The organism is Bradyrhizobium sp. CER78 (genome assembly GCF_029846235.1).
In the GTDB taxonomy this organism is placed as follows: domain Bacteria; phylum Pseudomonadota; class Alphaproteobacteria; order Rhizobiales; family Xanthobacteraceae; genus Bradyrhizobium.
Genome location: NZ_JARVWP010000009.1, coordinates 214,298 through 229,703 on the forward strand (window position 1 = coordinate 214,298; position 15,406 = coordinate 229,703).

The window sequence follows — 15,406 nt, forward strand, 5'->3', positions numbered from 1 at the left end:
TAGCCCTACCCCCACATCGCCGATGCATGGACGGACAATCTGATACGATCGCATCAGACAGCTCGCAACAAATAGCAGCGAACCCGCGTCCGTCCGGTGCGTCAACGCGGTCGATTGAATCGCTAGACCCAGCCGCCGTCGACGATATGGCTCTGGTTGGTGCAGGCGCCGCTGTCATCGGCGGCGAAAAACAGCACGACGCGGGCGATGTCGTCAGGCACGAGCTTGCGCTTGAGGCATTGCCGCTGCATCAGTTCAGTGACGCCTTCGGGCGTCAGCCACAGATCCTGCTGCCGCTGGGTCATGATCCATCCGGGCAGGATGGAGTTGACCCGCACATTGTGCGGCCCGAGATCGCGGGCCAGCGCACGGGTGAGGCCCTGAACCGCTGATTTCGCCGTGGTGTAGCAGGGCATGTTGCCCTGACCGATCACCCAGCTCACCGATCCGATATTGATGATCGCACCGCCGCCCGCCTGTTTCATGTCGGGTGCGACCGCCTGGGCGCTGAAGAACTGGTGCTTCAGGTTGACGGCGATCCGCTCATCCCAAAATTCCGGTGTGACGTCCTCGATCGCGTGACGATCATCGCGCGCCGCGTTGTTGACCAGGATGGTGATCGGCCCGAGCGCCTCGCGGATGCCTGCGACCGCGCGGCGCAGCGCGCCGATGTCGCGCAGGTCGGCGTGTTCGAAGTGCACGCGGGCTTGCGCCCCCAGATCGGACAGCAGCTGCTCCGAGGACGTCAGATCGATGTCGATGAAACCGACCCGCGCGCCCTGGCTGATGAACTGGCGGACGATCGCCTCGCCGATGCCGGAACCGCCACCGGTGACCAGGACGGTCCGGTCCTTGAGGCTTGGATAGATAGCACCCTGCATTGGCATCCTCACGATTTGGCGCCTGAAGGGCGTCAGTTGCATTGCTGCGGCTCAACCAAAGGGCCACAGCTCCCGAGGTTTCACTCGGTTGTCTCCATGTGGCTTCGGTCCACGACCCGTAGCGTCCGCCGCACCATGCCGTCGACAATTGTCGCCGACTCGCTTGGACGTACATGGATCGCCGTAGACTTGAGCAGCCACGGCAACGCCGCCTGCTCGAGCCTCTCCTCATAGGCACTGCGCATCATGTCGAACGCCTGCAGGCCGGGACCTGCGAGGATCAGATGATGCGGGCGCAGCACCGATATCGTCGTGGCAACCGCCTCGGCAAGCGCGTGGCCGGCCTGCCGGAATAACTGCTCAAGACGAGGATCGCCGGCGCGTGCCCTTGCCCGCAGCAGCGCCATCTGCGCCTCGGACGGTTGCTGCGACACCGCCGGCGGCAGGTCGAGAAAGGTGCGGGCGTCGCGGTAGAGCGCATAGTCGGCAAGATGGGCCTCGATGCAGCCGCGCTGACCACAGCGGCACTGCGGACCGTTCGGCGTCAACTTGACGTGGCCGATCTCGCTGCCCGCGCCGGCCCCCCAGCGCGCTTCACCGTCGACGACGATGCCCATGCCGATGCCGTGACCGACCATGAGCGTGGCCGTGAGACCCTGCGCCAGTGCCGGCTCGGCCGCGACAAGGGCGAGCGCCACCGCGACCGCGTCGTTCGCCATCACGACTTCGACGCCGAATTCCTCGCGGATCGGCTTTGCCAGGTCGACGTCGGTGATCGACAGCGCGGGGCTCCACAGATGGCGGCCGGTGTCGGCGTCGACGATGCCCTGCAGCGCAATCCCGATTCCCAACAGCCGGTCTCGCGGCGTGCCCGTCTCTTCGAGCATGGCCTCGATCTGCGCGATCACGAGATCGCACACCGCGCCTGCATCGAGCCCGCGTGTCGTCAGTTCAAGCCGCGATTGCGCCAGGGCCGAGCCGCTGAAATCGGCGATCAATGTCTCGATCAGATTCATGCGCAGCGAGACGGCAATGATGCGGCCGAATTCGGGGTTCAGGGTCAGCAGGACCGCCGGCCGGCCACGGCGGCGCCCGTTCACCCCATCCGCATCCTCGTCGTCGGTATCGTCCGGCCACGACGTCGCCGCATCGGTCTCGGCCTCAACCAGCAGGTCTTCCGCCATCAGCTTTGACGTGATGGCCGAAATGGCCGGGAAGCTCAGCCCGGTGCTACGTGCAAGCTCGACGCGCGGCAATGGTCCCTGACGCCGCAAGACTTCAACGAGACGGTCGCGGTTCGATCCGCGGGTCAGACTTGAAGCGCGTCTCAGCGGTTCGGACTGCTCATTCATACCGGCTTTTTTAATTCGCTTGATAAAATTATTCAACGGATACGCCTCAGATGTTGGTCAAAAAGCGTCGATCGCGACCGAAATACATCACCTTGATACTATTTTTGCTTGAGCGTCCGGACTTGAACATCCTTGACTGGACATTTTGCCGCGCTAATTTATTAGTTACGTGAATAAAATAAGGCGCGAAAAGCGCCGAGCGTGAAATCCCCTCGCGGGGGGTATCGACAGGGAGGTGCATATGAATGACTCAATAAAGAGATTGATCGTGCCGCTGCTGGCGGGCGCGGCTGCGCTCGCGATGACCACGGGGATAGCACAGGCACAGCAAAAAAAGACCATCGCGCTGGTGACCAACGTCGCGGCCGACTTCTGGACCATCGCGGGCCGCGGGCTTGAGAAGGCACAGAAAGAGCACCCCGACTACAATATCGAGCTGATCGTCACCAACGAAGGCACCGCGGCCGGTCAGCGGCGCGAGCTGGACGACCTGTTGGTGCGCGGCGTCGCCGGCATCTCGATCTCGGTCGACGATGCGCCGCATGCGACCGAAGAACTCAACAAGGTTGCCGCCAAGACCGTGCTGATCACGACCGACAGCGACGCGCCGCAGAGCAATCGTCTCGCCTATATCGGCACCGACAACGTCGCCGCCGGGCGACAGGCCGGCGAGGAGATCAAGAAGGCGCTGCCGAACGGCGGCAAGATCGCGCTGTTCGTCGGAACGATGGACGCCGACAACGCCCGCGAGCGGGTGCAGGGCATCAAGGAATCGATCGCCGGCACCAAGGTCGAGCTGGTCGACGTGTTCACCGACCAGGTCGACTTCGCCAAGGCCAAGGCGAACATGGAGAACGTGCTCGTCAAGTATCCCGACATCGCACTGCTGTCCGGCCTGTGGAGCTACGAAACGCCGCTGATCTATGACGCAGTGAAGGCCGCGGGCAAGGCCGGCAAGGTGAAGATCGTCGGCTTCGACGAGGACCAGCGCACGCTGCGGGGCATTTCCGACGGCACGATCGAATCCACCGTCGTGCAGCAGCCGTACGAGTTCGGCTATCTCTCCGCCACCAACATCATCAAGACGCTGAACGGCGACAAGTCCTGGATCCCGAAGGACAGCAAGCTGATCGTGCCGACCAAGGTGATCAGCAAGGCCAACGTCGCGGAGTTCGCCGCGAATCTGAAGGATCTGCTGAAGAAGTAACTTCAGCCGGCTTCACCGCCCGGCCGCCACAGGCCGCCGGGCGGTGTGCAGGAGGACATGCCGAATGGCGGAAACGCTGCTCGAACTCAGCGGAATCAGCAAGACCTATCCCGGCGTCCGGGCGCTCGACGACGTCAATCTGCGCGTCGGCCGCGGCGAGGTGCTGGGCTTGATCGGCGAGAACGGCGCCGGCAAGTCGACGCTGATGCGCGTGCTGGCCGGCGTGATCGCACCGAGCGCGGGTGTGATCCGCATCGGCGGTACCGAGCACGCCCGGATGACGGTGAACGAGGCGACGCTCGCCGGCATCGCCTTCGTGCACCAGGAGCTGAACCTGTTCGAGAATCTCGACGTCGCAGCCAACGTCTTCATCGGGCGCGAGAAGCTTGCCGGCGGCCCGCTGAAGCTGGTGGACAATGCGGAGATGCGCGCCCGCGTGACGCCGCTGCTGGAACGGCTGGGCGCCGATTTCACGCCGAGCACGCTGGTCGACAATCTCTCGATCGCCGAGCGTCAGATGGTGGAGATCGCCAAGGCGCTCTCGATCGACGCGCGCGTGATCATCATGGACGAGCCGACCTCCAGCCTGACGATTTCGGAGACCGAGCGGCTGCTGGAGGTGATCGCCGACCTGAAGGCGCACGGCATCTCGGTGATCTACATCTCGCACCGGCTCGGCGAGATCATGAGCTGCGCCGATCGCGTCGTGGTGCTGCGCGACGGGCGCACCGTGGGGGAGCTGGCGCGGGACGAGCTGAGCCACGCCGCCATGATTCGGCTGATGATCGGCCGCGACCTGAAGGCGCTGTACACGCCGCCGGCGCACGCGCCGCAGCCGGGCGGCTGCGACATCGCAGGCGTCGTGACGACGGCCTTTCCTGACCGGCAGATCGATCTTTCGGTGCGGCGCGGCGAGATCCTCGGCCTTGCTGGACTCGTCGGCGCCGGCCGCACCTCGCTTGCCCGCGCCGTGTTCGGCATCGACCCGCTGCTGGGCGGCGAGATCAGGATCGACAACGCGCCGGTCGGCGTCGCCTCGCCGCGCGATGCGATCAGGCAGGGAATCTATTTGGTGCCGGAGGATCGCAAGAAATCCGGGCTGGTGCTGGAACTGCCGATCCGCGAAAACGTGACGCTCGCGAGCCTGTTGGATTATGCGCGGATGTGGCTGGTCAACGGCAACGCCGAACGCAAGATCGCAAAGGACCAGGCGAGGCGCCTGTCGATCAAGGCGCCGAGCATCGACATCGAAGCGGTGACGCTCTCCGGCGGCAACCAGCAGAAGGTGGTGCTGGGCAAATGGCTCTCGATGCAGCCGCGCGTGATGTTCTTCGACGAGCCGACCCGCGGCATCGATGTCGGCGCCAAGAGCGAGATCTACGCGCTGATGCGCAGCCTCGCCGACCAGGGCGTCGCCATCGTGATGATCTCCTCCGACATGGAAGAGGTCATCGGCGTCTCCGACCGGGTCGCTGTGATGCATGAAGGCAGCGTCAGCGGCGTGCTCGAGCGCGACCAGTTCAGCGAATACAACGTGTTGCGGCTGGCGGTCGGCCAAGCGCTCGAGACCATGGAGGCCACTGCGTCATGATGAAGAAGGAACTCGGCCTGTTCTTGCTGCTGGCGGTGATCTCCGCCATCACCGGCGCGATCAACCCGGCCTTCCTGTCGTTCGTGAACCTGCTGAACATGGCCAATTTGATCGGCCTGTTCGGTGTGTTCGCGCTGGGCGAAGGGCTCGTCATCATCACCGGAGGCATCGATCTTTCGCTCGGCTCGATGTTCGCGTTGCTTGGCGTCGTCTTCATCGACCTGCTGACGACGTATCAGGTGCCCTGGCCGTTCGCGCTGCTGCTGGTCCTGATGGGCGGGCTGGCGCTGGGCGGCATCCAGGGCTTCCTGATCACCCGGCTGAAGATGCAGCCCTTCATCGTGACGCTGTGCGGGCTTTTGATCTATCGCGGCGCCGCGCGCTACTACACCAGCGATTCGACGCGCGGCTTCGGCTACGGCGACGAGGCCAACACGCTAAGCAACATCGCCTCCGGCAATGTCGCGGGCATTCCGAACACTTTCATCTTCCTGATCATCCTGGCGGTGATCCTCGGCGTGCTGCTGCATCGCTCGGTCTACGGGCGCTGGCTCTATGCCGTCGGCAAGAACGAGGAAGCAGCGCGCTTCTCCGGCATCAGAACGAACCTCGTGATCGCGACCGCCTATGTCATCAGCGGCGGCCTCGCCGGCGTTTCGACCGTGCTGTTCGTCTTCTATACCAACTCGGTCTCTCCGAGTTCCTTCGGCAATTTCTACGAACTCTATGCGATTGCGGCGGCCGTACTCGGCGGCTGCAGCCTGCGCGGCGGCGAAGGCTCCATTCTCGGTATCGTGCTCGGGACGGCGCTGCTGCAGGTGCTGCAGAACCTCGTGAACATCCTCGGCATTCCGAATTCGCTGAACTTCGCGGTGATGGGCACCGTGATCCTGATCGGCGTGCTGGCGGATCAGCAATTGCAGGCCCGGCGGCGGCGCAAGGCCGCGCTGGCCGGCCTCGCACGCACGGCGCCGAAATCGAAGGAAAACACTCGTCTGCAGAACGCATCTCCGCACGGCGCGGCTGCGTTGCCGACGACGACGGGCGATCAGGCATGACCGCTCGACAAGAAAGGACTGCGATCGGGAATAGGGTCGCGGCGACTTGAGTAGAGGAACTTGGGGAGAATCGATGCGCAAGACCGATCAAGCACATGACGCTCGCATTCGCGCTGCGGGCCGGGCCAAGCCGGGCGGCGGACAGAGCCTCATCACCGTCTTGACGGGTCTTGGTGCGCGCGAGTTTTCTATCTCAAGTTGAACGATCACGACTGAAACGGGGCGCGTTCCACGCTGAAGGGCTTTGGGCGGGAACGTGATGCAAAATGGACAAAGCCGGGGACGCTGGGAGTGCAGAAAATGTCGTTTAGGTCTGTAGGCACCGCGGGGGCGTGCGGATTGGGGATCGCCCTGTTATCTCTATTCAGCGGCGGCGGCGCCGCGCATGCGGCCGATCTGCTCACGAAGGCTCCGCCTGTGCCTTACACGGAGACCGATGATTTCTGGACAAGGCCGTATCTGTTCGGCGATCTCGGCAGGACGCAGCTGAAAGAGCGAGGCATCTCGCTCGCCCTGACGCTGGGCGACGAAGCCGTCGGCAATTTGTCGGGTGGCAACAAGAACGTCGGGGCTAACGCCGGACAGCTGTTCTTCCAGGCGAAGTTCGACATGGCGAAGCTCGCCGGCATCCAGGGCGGCACCGTCGGCCTCACGCTGGTCGACCGCTTCGGCCACAATCTGAACGACGACGCAGGCATTCCGGCCTTGCAGCTGACCAACGAAGTGTTCGGCCGCGGCAATATCCTGCGCCTCACAGAACTCTACTATTCGCAAAAACTGTTCGACGATCGCCTCGAACTCAAGGGCGGCCGTCTGCCGGTCGGCTCCGACTTCTTCTTCGGCCTCTGCGAGTTCATCAACCTGACGTTCTGCGGCGGCCAGCCCGGCAACATCCAGGGTGGCTACATCTACAATTGGCCGGTGAGCCAATGGGCCGGTGTGGCGCACTACAACTTCACCAAGGAATGGCAGCTGTCGGTCGGCGTCTACGATGCCAATCCGAATTATCTGACGACGTCGGATTCCTCGACCTACTTCCTGCCGGGCGTTCCCGGTTCGAGCCGCGCCTCCGGCGTGCTGGTGCCGGTCGAGGTGGTCTGGGCGCCGAGCGGTCCCCTGAACGGGACCTGGAGATTCGGCGGCTGGTATGACAGCGCGTCGACGATTGACGGCGGCCTGCCGGGCATCATTGCGGCCATCCCGGGCGTCGACGGTGTCCCGGGCCAGAATCTGGGAGATCAGCGCGGCCGCTATGGCGTTTACGAGTCGATCCTGCAGCGGCTGACCGTTGAGGGTGCAAAGGCGCAGGGTTGGTACATGTTCCTCAACACGACTGTCGCCGATCACCGCACGTCGTACCAGGACTACCAGGTCGCGCTGGGCTTCAGGCACACGGGAACGTTCTCCTGGCGTCCGGAAGACGAAGTCGGCTTCGCGGTGGGTACGACCCATGTGAATTCAGCGGCCCTCACCCCCAATGCCGGCGGCAACGAAGTTCCGATCGAAGCCTGGTACGGCTGGCAGGCGACTGGCTGGATGAACCTCAAGTTCGACGCCCAGTACGTGATCAACCCGGGCGGACGCGGCTATAACGGCGCCGGCGTCAAAACCGAGAACGCTTGGGTTCTTGGTCTGCGCACGCTGGTGCACTTCTGAGCCGGAGGTGGTTTACCAGCATGCTTGAGCGAGGCCAGCCATGGTGACCCCTCACGACGCCGGGCTGGCAGTCCTGGAGTTGAAGGGTATCGGCAAGGAGTTCGGCGCCATTCGTGCGTTGCATGGCGTCGACCTGCGCGTCTCCCCCGGCGAGGTTGTCGGCCTGATGGGCGACAACGGCGCCGGCAAGTCGACGCTCGTCAAGATCATCGCCGGCAATTTCCCGCCAACTCACGGCGAGATGCGCTTTGACGGCAAGCCGGTTCACTTCGCCCGTCCGATCGATGCCCGTGCGGTCGGAATCGAAGTGGTCTATCAGGACCTCGCGCTGGCCGACAATCTCACGGCGGCGGCCAATGTCTTCCTCGGCCGTGAGCTCAAGCGCAAGCTTGGTCCGTTCGCGTTGCTCGACCACAAGGCGATGGCAGCCCGCGCGCTGGAACTGTTCGGCGAGCTGCGCTCGGAGACCCGGCCGCACGACCTCGTCAAGCAGATGTCGGGCGGCCAGCGCCAGGCGGTCGCGATCGCGCGGACGCGGCTCTCCAATGCCAAGCTCGTGATGATGGACGAGCCGACGGCCGCGATTTCGGTCCGCCAGGTCGAACAGGTCCTGAGCCTGATTCATCGCCTGAAGGAACAAGGCGTCGCGGTCATGCTGATCTCGCACCGCATGCCCGACGTGTTCGCGGTCTGCGACCGCGTCGTCGTCATGCGCCGCGGCGAGAAGCGGGCCGACAAGGCGATCGGCGACACCAGCCCCGAGGAGGTCACCTCCCTGATCACGGGAGCGAAGGAGGCTGCGTGATGGCCACGCCCCTGGAATCTCCCCTCACCTTCACCAATGTCGGCAAGGCCAAATGGTGGCGAAGCGGCCTCTTCGCCTCGCAGACCGGCTACGTCCTGCTGGCGCTGGTGGTCCTATTCGTGGTGATGAACTTCGCCAGCCCCTACTTCCTCACCCAGGGCAATCTGCAGAATGTGGCGAAGAACTTTTCCTTCATCGCCATCGCTACGCTCGGCGTGACCTTCGTCATCATCACGGGCGGCATCGATCTCTCGGTCGGCTCGGTGATGTGCTTCTCCGCGATGATCACTTCGATGGTCATGACGTCCATTTCGACGCCCGGCATGCCTGGCGCGGAATGGTTCGTGCATCTGGCGGACGACGGCAAGACCGTGATCGCCAACGTGCCCGGGTTGATCCTGCTCGTCTCGGTGCTGGCAGGGCTCGGCGTCGCGCTGGTGGTCGGCCTCGTCAACGGCTTCTGCATCGCGGTGCTCGGGCTGTCGCCCTTCGTCACCACGCTCGGCATGCTCTCGATCGTGCGCGGGCTCGGCTACGTCATTTCCAACGGCCGCGGCAGCTTTCCCAGCGGCCCCGAAGCCGATTACTTCTACACCCTGACATCGGGCGTCGTGTTCGGGTTGCCCGCGCCATTCATCTATCTCGTGGTGCTCGCCGTGGCGATGGCGGTGGTGCTGCACCACACCGGCTTCGGCCGCCACGTCTTTGCGCTCGGCGGCAATGAGAAGGCGGCGGCCTTGACTGGAATCCCGGTCGTCCGCGTCAAGATCGAGGTCTACGTGATCTGTGCGCTCGCGGCCGGCCTGCAGGGCATCATCATCTGCGGCTGGCTCGGATCCGCCCCGGCCAACATGGCGACGTCCTACGAGCTCAACGTCATCGCGGCCGCGGTCATCGGTGGCGCCAATCTTGCCGGCGGCGCCGGCGGCCCGCTCGGGGCCATCGTCGGCTGCGCGCTGCTGGAGGTGATCCGCAACGGCCTCGTGCTCGCGCAGGTCAACTCTTACTGGCAGCAGACCCTGGTGGGCGTGATCATCATCGCAGCGGTGCTGGTCGACCGCCTTCGCTCGCGCATGGCCTGACAAGTTCATCCTGGAGGATCGTGAATGTCCGCCTATCCGCCTCCCGGAGCCGCCACCTGAAGGGATAGGCACAATAAGAACGCGGAGGGAAACAATGAGGAAGGCACTTCTTGCCGCCGCGGTGCTCGCCACGATGGCGACGCCCGGCTTCGCCCAGAACTACAAATTCGTGATCGTGCCCAAGGCGATGAACAATCCGTTCTTCGACTTCGCGCGCGACGGCTGTCAGAAGCGCGCCAAGGAGCTCGGCAACATCGAATGCATCTACAAGGGGCCCGTCGAGCACGAGCCGGCGACGCAAGCGCAGATCATCCAGGACTTCATCACCCAGAAGGTGGACGGCCTCGCCATCTCGGTCGCCGACGTTGCTGCAATGACCAAGTCGATCGAGGCGGCAACCGCAGCCGGCATCACCGTCATCACGTTTGACGCGGACGCACCTAGCTCGAAGCGGATTGCCTATATCGGCACCGACAACAAGGAATTCGGTGTCGCGCTCGGCAAGCAATTGCTGAAGCTCCGGCCCGACGGCGGCAAATACGCGATGCTCTCCGGCGGGCCGGGTGCGGAGAACCTCGCCGAACGCGTCAATGGTGTCCGAGAAGCGCTGAAGGGCTCGAAGTGGACCGAGGTCGGAGGATCGCCGACCTTCTGCAACGACGACCCTGCGCTCGGCGTTCAGCAGATGACCGATCTGCGCACTGCCGTTCCCGACCTCGCAGCAATCATCCCGGTCGGCGGCTGGCCGATGTTTGCGCCGGAAGGCTTCAAGGCGTTCGCCAGCAAGAGCAAGAAGGACATCGACGCCGGCAAGTTCACGCTCGTCGTGGCCGATACCCTCAAGATGCAGCTGGAGCTCCTGAACGAGGGCTACGCCAATGCGCTGATCGGCCAGCGTCCGTTCGAGATGGGCGAGAAGGCGATGGATACGCTGCTTGCCATCAAGAAGGGCCAGAAGGTGCCGGAGATCATCCACACCGGTCTCGACGTTGTGACAAAGGACAACGTCGCGGCGATGCTGAAGTAGGAGTTGAGCGGCGCTTTGATGGTTCGCCACGCTCGTTATCGAGAGCAGCTCATCAAGCGCCGCACTTCACTCGCCGAGATCGCTTCCGTTCCTTCATCCAACACCAGCTTCTCCACCACATAGCCGACGTCGCGCCCGTAAAACACGTTGGTGATGTTCGGTAGCGCGACGACGACGAAGCGGCCGACGTGATCTGCAAGGCCTGCTTCGATGCGCTGCCTGATCTCGGAAAACGAGAACGGATTCTTCTCGTCGGTTCCGTGTGTGTCGCGTACTGCCACACACGCCTGCCCGACCCGCCGGATGCCTTCCTCTATCAGCCGGCGGTGGCCTGCGTGAAACGGTTGATAGCGCCCGACGAAGAGTGCGGTCGGCTTCCGTGGATCGAATGGCGGCCGCAATCTCGCAAGCACCTTCTCTGCCCAGAATTGCGGAGTTCCATTTCTATTCACGCGAAGATCGAAATTGCCGGGGAGAACGAACATGCGGTTGGTATCTTCAAAGCGGCCAGCATCGATGCGATCGACCCAGATGATAAATGCCTTGCCAAAGGCCGCTCGGGTCTCATCCGTCGGGCAGACGAAATCGGCAATCACCGTACCGCCGGCCTCGACCACGCGATCACACATCCATCCCATCCGCCTCGCGTGCTCGACACGGTCTTCGTGACTGAAGCCGAGATCGCGTGACAGGTTCTCCCGCACTGCGTCGGCGTTGAACACGACGGCATTGATGAGAGGCGCAAGGGCTTTTGCCAGTGTGGTCTTGCCCGCGCCAGGTAGCCCCATGATCAATATCTTGCGCATCTTGTTCCTCTCGAACGATACCGAACTGCCGCCGGATGCGGATCGGCGCCCCGCTTCACGAGGCACCCATTTTGAGGTTTGCCTGTCGCGGCAGGCTGTTAAATACCCCGAGCCAGGGTTCATAACGTTGCCAGCGCGAGACGGAGGTCCGATAGATCGGCTGCCGCGCCTGCCATACGCTTGCGGTCTTGATCACCCGTTGGTTCTGCTCCGGCCGCAGACAGGCGTCGTCCCATTGCAAACCGCAAAATTCGATGATCCGTCGTATGAAAGGTTCGGGAGCCCCGACCATATCTTCATAGCTGATTTCAAGCAAGAATCCTGGCGGCAGCACATTTCGCCAGTGTTCGGTCAGCCGCGCATATTGCCGGTAATAGTCGACGATCCACTGCCGATCGAACGAAAAATCCATGCCATTCGCAAAGTTGTTGAAGTAGACCGAAAGGCAGGTATCGATCGGATCGCGGCGACAATGGATGACGCGCGCCCCGGGGAATGTTGCATACAGCAGTCCGATGTTGTGGAAGTTCTGCGGCAGTTTGTCGGTGATCCTCCGCGCGGTGAGAGAGATTTGCTTCAGCCGCGTCTGACATGCTGCTTGCGTCTCCCGGATCCAGGCCGGATCGATCCTGCCTTCGCGGTCCACTCCGAATTCCGGGGCATGATCAGGCCAGAACGACAGCTCGCCACCCGCCGTGACATGGGGATGACTTGAGAGGACCTGTTCAACCAGCGTCGTGCCGGAGCGCGGCATTCCGACGATCAGCACCGGCGCGTCCCACGCATGCGCGGCATCTTTGTTGCGATCAAAGAATTGTGGCGTGAAACGCCGGATCAGTCGGTCAACAAGCTCAGCGTGCGCCGCGGGATTGTAGTGCTTGTTCTTGACACGCTTTTTCAGTGAGTTCGCTTGATCGAAATGTCCGATGGCGTGACCGTATTCGCCGATATCGTCATAGGCCTTGCCCAACGCGAAATGGACAAGTGCCGCCTCGTGTCCGGTGATAGCCGGATTTTCCAACTTTCGCTCCAGCTGGCCGATCAAGGGTCGATCGGCATCCGTGAGGCGCTTCACCTCAACCAGGCCGACAGGTCCCAACACGTCGTGAGTGTTCAGCGCGTTTGCCAGGTCGAATGACGCAGAGGCCTCATCGAAGCGCCCCTGCTGCATCAGGATCGTGCCCAGCATTGCATGCGCATCGCTCTTGCGCGGCTCGAGCAAAATCGCGCGCCTGACGAGTTCCTCCGAAGCCAAATCATCGCCCTCGAAGCCGAGTATCCTGGCCTGGCACAACAGCGCAAAAGTCGTGCCCGGTCTGAGCGCGGCAGCGGCACGAAGGCATTCGATGGCCCGTTTGCGGTAGCCTTCCTCTTCGAGCAGCAGACCGAGCTTGTAGTGCGCTTCCACCAGATTTGGCCGCAACCGCGCGGCTTCTTGATACCGTTCCATGGCGGCGGGAAGCGAACCCAGCGCCTCTAATGCAAGCGCCATGTTGTAGTGTGTCAGCCCGCACGATGGATCAATCCGCAAGGCCTCGGCGAAGCAATCGATGGCTCGCTCGAATTGGCTCTCCGCCAGAAGGACAAGTCCGCGGTCATTATGCGCCCCGGCGTTGTCCGGCTGAAGCTGCAGCGCAAGATCGAGCTCGTTGGCTGCCCCGGCAAGATCGCCGTCCTCGCGCAGCAGGTTAGCCAATTGAACGTGAGGCGAAACATGGTTTGGGTGCAATGATACGGCGTGCCGCGCGATGCGGAGCGCGAGCGGCAGTCGGCCGGTTTGCCCCGCCACGACGGTCAGGATCTGCAGACCGGCAAGGTGATCAGGCTGCTGGACCAGGATCTCGCGAGCTCGCCGCTCGGCATCATCGCCTCGGCCGTCGGTGTACGCCCCAATCGCGTCCCGCAGCAGGGCCTGAATATCGCTGGACGACGGAGCGGTCGCGGGCGCCTCCTCGATCCACATGGCGAATTCGTCATTCATGCCGGGTCAACGCTGCGAACAAGGGATCGAGGTGTCTCTCGTAGTGCCGCCACCGCCCGACTGAACTTTGATAGAGCGGCTGCCGAACCTGCCAGTAGCTCAAGGTCGACACCGGCCGTTCGGTGAGGTGAAAGTTCATGCAAGCCGGCTCCCAGTCCAAGCCAAGAAACTTGATCAAGCGCCGGCTCTGACCTTCGAGATCGTCGGTCAGGGTCTCGTAGTTCATCTCGATGATCCGATCGGGCAACAGGCCGATCCAGTGCCGGGCCAGTCGTCTGATCAGCCGCGCCCTATGGCCACAGTCCGCCAGATCGTAGGAGAAATGCTGGGCTCCAGGTGCGAACATCTGAAAATAACAGGACAATGCGGTATCGCGATCATCGCGGCTGCACAGGACAAATCGTGCCCGGGGAAACAGCTGCGCGAGAAGGCCAACGTGAAGAACGTTGTCCGGCATCTTATCGACGACGCGATGGGCACCTTTCGCATCACCGTACAGCTTGACGATGTGCTCCTTTGCAAGTCGCCGCGCGGTGTCGTGAAACGCTTGCGTTGTGCCGGCAATGTCGGGGCGGCTCAAGACGCCGTCCATCCGAATGACGTCACCGAGTTCACCCGCACCGAACACACGCGAATGGCTGGCGCAGATCTGTTCCACCAGCGTCGTGCCGGACCTCGGCATGCCGACGACGAACACCGGCAATTCCGACATGTTGCTGAAGTCCGTCGGTTCGACGCGGGATCGGTCGCGGTAGCGTTCGATCAATTGCTCGATCCGGACGGTAAAGCTCTCCTGGTCGAACAGATCGGCCACCTTGGGCCAAATGCCGCGGACCAGGCTGTTTGCAGCGGAATACCGCGCGAACGCCTCATCGTATCGTCCGGTCTTGTCGAGCAGACGCCCAAGGCCAAACCCTGCGGTGATCCGCCCGTCTATGCTTGTGTCCGGCTGCTCCAGCGCGTCGGCAAGACGTTGCTCGTCTTCAATCTCGAGCGCGGAGCCCTCGCTGGATACGTGCTTGTACGATCGCAAATCGCCCGGATTGAGAGCGCGGACCTTGTCGGAATAGCTGTCAGCCTCTTCGAACCGACCTAGCGATCGCAATGCCCAGCCGATTCCGGCCAGGGCATCGGGCAGGCCTGGCGAGATGGTCTCGGCCCGCTGGAAACATACCAGCGCCTCGTCGGCCTGGTTCAAATAGATCAGCGTGGCACCCTTGGCGCACAGAAACTCCGGAATGTCGGGCTTCAAGGCCAGCGCCTTGTTGTGGCAGCGCAATGCCTCCGGCAATTGCCCCATATCTCGAAACTGGGTTCCCAGAACGTAGTACGATTCCGCCCGGTTGGGAGACAGAGCAATGATTTTGGACCAGTGACGCGTCGCGTCCTGCAATCGCCCCGCGGATCTTAGCGTGATGGCGAGTTGAATCTGCGCCGGGATGGAAGCCGGCGCGATTGCAACCGCCGCTTCACAATAGGACACCGCCGCCTCATAACGACCGAGATCCGACAACAATCTCGCAAGTTCGGTATATGCGAGGACCATGTCCTGCTTGATGTTGATGGCGCGCTGATACGCGCCGATCGCCTCGTCGTTCTCATGGATCGTCCGCAGCGCGCTCCCGAGATTGACCCACGCTTCGGGATGTCCGGGATGAACCTTGATCGACCGCCGGATCAGGTCGATCGCGCCTCGAACGTTGCCGCGCTGCAATTCGATGACCCCCAGCATGTGCAAGGCCTGGGGGTGGTCAGGCAGTCTTGCCAGGACGCTGCGATAGCCGGCCTCGGCCTCGGCCAGATCGCCCAGCTTGTGAGCAGCGACCGCGGCCGAGAGGACGTCAATGATCTCCGTCATCTGGCTGCGGAAACCTTCGTTCTCGTCGAACAACCTGGCTAGTCTCGCGCGGAATTCCGCGGCGGGACCAAGCGCCGCGCCTGTCAAGGCAATCGTTGGTGC

General features: G+C 62.9%; 13 protein-coding genes. 8 read left to right on the forward strand and 5 right to left on the reverse strand.

The window, feature by feature from the left end:
• Window positions 1-122: 122 nt before the first annotated feature.
• Both QDT69_RS21265 and QDT69_RS21270 read right to left on the reverse strand, forming a co-directional pair.
• Window positions 123-881 carry an SDR family NAD(P)-dependent oxidoreductase gene (locus tag QDT69_RS21265; protein ID WP_279708420.1) on the reverse strand — a complete coding sequence of 253 codons (759 nt, stop codon included), beginning with the start codon at window positions 879-881 and terminating at the stop codon, window positions 123-125.
• An 80-nt stretch (window positions 882-961) separates the two neighbouring features.
• Window positions 962-2,233, reverse strand: coding sequence for an ROK family protein (locus QDT69_RS21270; RefSeq protein WP_279708421.1), 1,272 nt, complete (start codon window positions 2,231-2,233; stop codon window positions 962-964).
• A gap of 241 nt (window positions 2,234-2,474) precedes the next feature.
• Here QDT69_RS21270 and QDT69_RS21275 point away from each other — a divergent pair, with 241 nt between their 5' ends.
• The 8 genes from QDT69_RS21275 (at window position 2,475) to QDT69_RS21310 (ending at window position 10,659) form a co-directional block, all read left to right on the forward strand.
• Complete coding sequence (locus tag QDT69_RS21275) at window positions 2,475-3,440, forward strand: sugar-binding protein (protein ID WP_279708422.1); 966 nt, start codon at window positions 2,475-2,477, stop codon at window positions 3,438-3,440.
• A gap of 64 nt (window positions 3,441-3,504) precedes the next feature.
• Complete coding sequence (locus QDT69_RS21280; protein WP_279708423.1) at window positions 3,505-5,031, forward strand: sugar ABC transporter ATP-binding protein; 1,527 nt, start codon at window positions 3,505-3,507, stop codon at window positions 5,029-5,031.
• Window positions 5,028-6,089, forward strand: coding sequence for an ABC transporter permease (locus tag QDT69_RS21285; protein WP_279708424.1), 1,062 nt, complete (start codon window positions 5,028-5,030; stop codon window positions 6,087-6,089). The genes QDT69_RS21280 and QDT69_RS21285 overlap by 4 nt, the downstream gene beginning before the upstream one ends.
• Window positions 6,090-6,162: 73 nt before the next feature.
• Window positions 6,163-6,291 (forward strand): hypothetical protein, encoded by a 129-nt coding sequence (locus tag QDT69_RS21290; protein WP_279708425.1) that lies wholly within the window; start codon window positions 6,163-6,165, stop codon window positions 6,289-6,291.
• Between the two features lie 98 nt (window positions 6,292-6,389).
• Window positions 6,390-7,745, forward strand: coding sequence for a carbohydrate porin (locus tag QDT69_RS21295; protein WP_279708426.1), 1,356 nt, complete (start codon window positions 6,390-6,392; stop codon window positions 7,743-7,745).
• Window positions 7,746-7,785: 40 nt separating this feature from the next.
• Complete coding sequence (locus QDT69_RS21300) at window positions 7,786-8,550, forward strand: ATP-binding cassette domain-containing protein (RefSeq protein WP_279708427.1); 765 nt, start codon at window positions 7,786-7,788, stop codon at window positions 8,548-8,550.
• Entirely contained in the window at window positions 8,550-9,632 is a 1,083-nt protein-coding gene (locus tag QDT69_RS21305) for an ABC transporter permease (protein ID WP_279708428.1), read from the forward strand. The genes QDT69_RS21300 and QDT69_RS21305 overlap by 1 nt, the downstream gene beginning before the upstream one ends.
• Window positions 9,633-9,726: 94 nt before the next feature.
• The gene (locus tag QDT69_RS21310) at window positions 9,727-10,659 is read left to right on the forward strand and encodes a sugar-binding protein (protein WP_279708429.1); all 933 of its coding nucleotides are present in this window, start codon (window positions 9,727-9,729) and stop codon (window positions 10,657-10,659) included.
• Window positions 10,660-10,694: 35 nt separating this feature from the next.
• Here QDT69_RS21310 and QDT69_RS21315 read toward each other — a convergent pair whose 3' ends face one another.
• Genes QDT69_RS21315 through QDT69_RS21325 form a run of 3 tightly spaced genes read right to left on the reverse strand, consistent with a single transcriptional unit; the run spans window position 10,695 to window position 15,337 of the window.
• A complete protein-coding gene (locus QDT69_RS21315) occupies window positions 10,695-11,465 on the reverse strand; it encodes an adenylyl-sulfate kinase (protein WP_279708430.1) in 771 nt (256 codons plus the stop codon).
• 55 nt (window positions 11,466-11,520) lie between these two features.
• A complete protein-coding gene (locus QDT69_RS21320; RefSeq protein ID WP_279708431.1) occupies window positions 11,521-13,446 on the reverse strand; it encodes a tetratricopeptide repeat-containing sulfotransferase family protein in 1,926 nt (641 codons plus the stop codon).
• Window positions 13,439-15,337, reverse strand: a complete 1,899-nt coding sequence (locus QDT69_RS21325; RefSeq protein WP_279708432.1) for a tetratricopeptide repeat-containing sulfotransferase family protein — start codon at window positions 15,335-15,337, stop codon at window positions 13,439-13,441. Before QDT69_RS21325 ends, QDT69_RS21320 begins: the two co-directional genes overlap by 8 nt.
• Window positions 15,338-15,406: the final 69 nt, after the last annotated feature.

Coding starts and splice junctions, on each gene's coding strand:
- QDT69_RS21265 (WP_279708420.1), bottom strand. CDS start 881: ATGCAGGGTGCTATCTATCCAAGCCTCAAGGACCGGACCGTCCTGGTC.
- QDT69_RS21270 (WP_279708421.1), bottom strand. CDS start 2,233: ATGAATGAGCAGTCCGAACCGCTGAGACGCGCTTCAAGTCTGACCCGC.
- QDT69_RS21275 (WP_279708422.1), top strand. CDS start 2,475: ATGAATGACTCAATAAAGAGATTGATCGTGCCGCTGCTGGCGGGCGCG.
- QDT69_RS21280 (WP_279708423.1), top strand. CDS start 3,505: ATGGCGGAAACGCTGCTCGAACTCAGCGGAATCAGCAAGACCTATCCC.
- QDT69_RS21285 (WP_279708424.1), top strand. CDS start 5,028: ATGATGAAGAAGGAACTCGGCCTGTTCTTGCTGCTGGCGGTGATCTCC.
- QDT69_RS21290 (WP_279708425.1), top strand. CDS start 6,163: ATGCGCAAGACCGATCAAGCACATGACGCTCGCATTCGCGCTGCGGGC.
- QDT69_RS21295 (WP_279708426.1), top strand. CDS start 6,390: ATGTCGTTTAGGTCTGTAGGCACCGCGGGGGCGTGCGGATTGGGGATC.
- QDT69_RS21300 (WP_279708427.1), top strand. CDS start 7,786: ATGGTGACCCCTCACGACGCCGGGCTGGCAGTCCTGGAGTTGAAGGGT.
- QDT69_RS21305 (WP_279708428.1), top strand. CDS start 8,550: ATGGCCACGCCCCTGGAATCTCCCCTCACCTTCACCAATGTCGGCAAG.
- QDT69_RS21310 (WP_279708429.1), top strand. CDS start 9,727: ATGAGGAAGGCACTTCTTGCCGCCGCGGTGCTCGCCACGATGGCGACG.
- QDT69_RS21315 (WP_279708430.1), bottom strand. CDS start 11,465: ATGCGCAAGATATTGATCATGGGGCTACCTGGCGCGGGCAAGACCACA.
- QDT69_RS21320 (WP_279708431.1), bottom strand. CDS start 13,446: ATGAATGACGAATTCGCCATGTGGATCGAGGAGGCGCCCGCGACCGCT.